The organism is Desulfopila aestuarii DSM 18488, assembly GCF_900143695.1.
GTDB lineage: Bacteria > Desulfobacterota > Desulfobulbia > Desulfobulbales > Desulfocapsaceae > Desulfopila > Desulfopila aestuarii.
This window is the reverse complement of the sequence record NZ_FRFE01000087.1, coordinates 1-3,031: the sequence shown is the minus strand read 5'-3', so window position 1 is coordinate 3,031 and position 3,031 is coordinate 1. Positions and strand designations below refer to the sequence as shown.

The 3,031-nt window shown below is 47.7% G+C and carries 1 protein-coding gene and 1 pseudogene; both read right to left on the bottom strand.

The genetic code is table 11. The features are described 5' to 3' along the window. Nucleotides 1-2,429, bottom strand: a 2,429-nt coding sequence (locus tag BUF15_RS27990) for a methyl-accepting chemotaxis protein (protein ID WP_073617354.1), incomplete at its 3' end; no start/stop codon positions are given. 197 nt (nt 2,430-2,626) lie between these two features. After that, nucleotides 2,627-3,031: pseudogene (locus BUF15_RS26365) on the bottom strand (hypothetical protein); the annotation flags it as partial.

Here is a 3,031-nt window from a genome sequence, read left to right as displayed (position 1 = left end):
ACCTCTACACTGCTGCCTGAAAGATCACTGATCTCGGCTGCGGCATGCTGACTCCGCTCTGCCAGCTTGCGGACCTCAGCCGCGACTACGGCAAAGCCTTTTCCATGCTCACCGGCCCTTGCAGCTTCAATGGCAGCGTTTAAGGCCAGCAAGTTGGTCTGCCTGGCAATCTCTTCTATTATTGAAATCTTATTTGCTATTTCTTTCATGGCTGCGAGCGTCTTAGCAACTGACTCACCACCTTTCTTGGCGTCTTCAGCGCTCTTACTGGCCATCTTCTCGGTCTGCAGCGCGTTATCGGCGTTTTGTCGAATATTAGCAGCCATCTGCTCCATAGAACTCGACGCCTCTTCAGCGGCTGCGGCCTGTTCGGTTGCCCCCTGACTCATTTCTTCGGAAGTGGCAGAAAGTTGCTGACTGCCAGAGGCGACATTATTTGTTGCGCTGATAACACTCGCGACGACATCTTTCAGTTTCGTCATCATGTCGTTGAGAGCGGCAGCCAGTTGTCCTATCTCATCCTGCTGGTTTATTTTGATTTCAGCGGTGAGGTCACCGGTTGCCACCGCCCTTGCGAAAGCAACACCGGTAATCAGTGGATTGGCGATCCCCCGGGCTACCAGCAAGGCGATTATTGCAATGATCACAGAAATGACGACCGCAGCGACAACCACAGACTTGATAAGCCGTTGTATAGGCACCAGAACCTCGGCTTCATCAATTTCAGCGATGACAGCCCAGGTAACATTGCCAAATCGTACCGGTGTATATGCCGACAGGACACTATTGCCGTTATAATCGGTGATAATTTTTGTACCTTTTTCTCCGGCAATTACCTGTTTGACGGCTTCGGTGTCCACTCCGTTTGCACTTGTCGTACCGGCAAAAGACGCCGCAACAGAGTGTGCCTGTGGGTCAAGAAAAGAGTCGGAGCGCATCCTTTTGTCCGAGCCCACCAAGTAGGTTTCCCCGGTTTGCCCCATGCCCTCACGCTGTTGCATGATCGAGTTAATTGCCTCAAGAGGCAACTGCAGGGCCACAATCAACTCAACATCACCCTCATGAACGACAGGCTGGGCGACAAAAGACGCAGGAACTCCATTACTGGGTGCGTACGGTTCAAAATCGGCAATACCAAATGTTTTAGTCTCCAATACTTCTCTTGTTAACTTACCAAGATTTGAACCAGCATATTTGCCGTCTACCATATTCGTCTGATAGTCAGGCTCCCGACTAGCAGTGTAGAACACATATCCATCCGGATTCATAAGGAAAAGATCATAATATCCATACAATTCCTGGTATTTTTTGTAAAATTCATTTCCCTTGTTATCCACCGGACTGAATGCTTCCGCGACATCAATTTCTGCAACCATGATCCAAGTGAGATCAATAATCGTAATTGGTGCGGCAACTGAGAGCACCGGGTTACCATTGTAATCCTTTATGACATCAGATCGATCCTCACCGGCCAATGCCCACCTGACGGCTTCTGTATCGACTCGCCCCTTACTTGGGTTGGCAAACGATGTCTTGACACTGTGATTGACGGGATCAAGGAAGGAATCTGAGCGCATCAATTTATCAGTACCGACCAGATAGGTTTCACCGGTTTTGCCAAGTCCCGACCGCGTGGTCATGAGGTTATTGATATGCTCATTGGAGAGCTGCACAACCATGACCCCACGAAGCATGTCTCCCTTATACATCGGTACTCCAACAAAAGAAGCTGGCTCACCGTTGCTCGGAGCATAGGGCTTGAAATCAACAATAGATATGCTCTTGGTCCTGACTGTTTTTTCCCATGCTTCATTCAGACCCGAGTCTTTATAAGGGCCGGTCCGAATATTGGTTCCGAGATCGACCTCTTTTGCCGCAGAGTACATAACATGCCCATGGGCGGCGCAGATCATAAATATATCGTAATAACCAGTGTCTTTCTGAAATTGAGTTACATTTTTACCGTATGTTTTCCAGATATCGTTATATTCAGGAGTGTCAACGTTATATGGCCCATCTTCAGACACGTTGGTATCCCAATGGTATTGGACCAGGTGATCATAAAGAATTTCCGCATCTTTTCCGCGGGCAAACAACTCCATATCGAGAAAGGCCTTTTTAAAGTAGTTCATAAGCATTGAGGTTTTCAGATCATGCTGCGCCTCCAATTTACGAAATGCTTCAATCCGCAAGGTATTTGCAATCTCATTGAGAACATCAAGGTCTCCCTGGCGATCGGCAAAGAATTTCTCAATCTGCACCTTCTTAATCTCACGCACCGAGCTCAGCTGGTCGAATGATTTTTCGAGCAAGGCATCACCAGCCAGTCGGCTGGCCCACCAACCGATCAAGGTCAGAGGTACCAGTCCAACGAGAAGAAAAAGGCTGATCAGCTTTGGTTTCATTCGGATGTCTTTCATTTTGAGCATATTATTCCTCCCATATTAATATTGAAAGATCTTCAGAATTCCAACTTGGACATCGATTGAAACCTGATAGCTATTTTAACAATGACTTTTTCTTTATTTTTTTCGGCTTCGTTAAAATTACATCCTTCGTTGTAAAAACGAACTGCGTGGAGAATCAAAGTTTCTCACCTTGTATCGACTTTAAAGAAGTCCACGACCTAGAACCGCTCAAATTCATCGTCAAGCTTACTGCTGTCACTGCCCATATCCAGGTCCAAACCACCAGCTGCAGATGTTGCCTTTTTGCTCTTTTTCAATACCTGCTTTGGAGCAGGCAGGCTTACCTGCTTCTTTTTGGTTACCGGCTGCGCGGCATGACGAACCTTTGAGCCTGCCTTGGTATCGACTTTGAAGAAAGCAATGGTATCCTGCAGTTGCTCTGCCTGGCTGGACAGTTCTTCCGAGGTCGAAGCCATCTCTTCTGAAGCGGAGGCATTCTGCTGAATAACCTGGTCAAGCTGCATAATTGCCTGGTTGACTTGCTCAGCGCCGGTATCCTGTTCCTTACTTGCTGCAGAAATTTCCTGCACCAGTTCGGCGGTACGCTGAATATCCGGCACCAT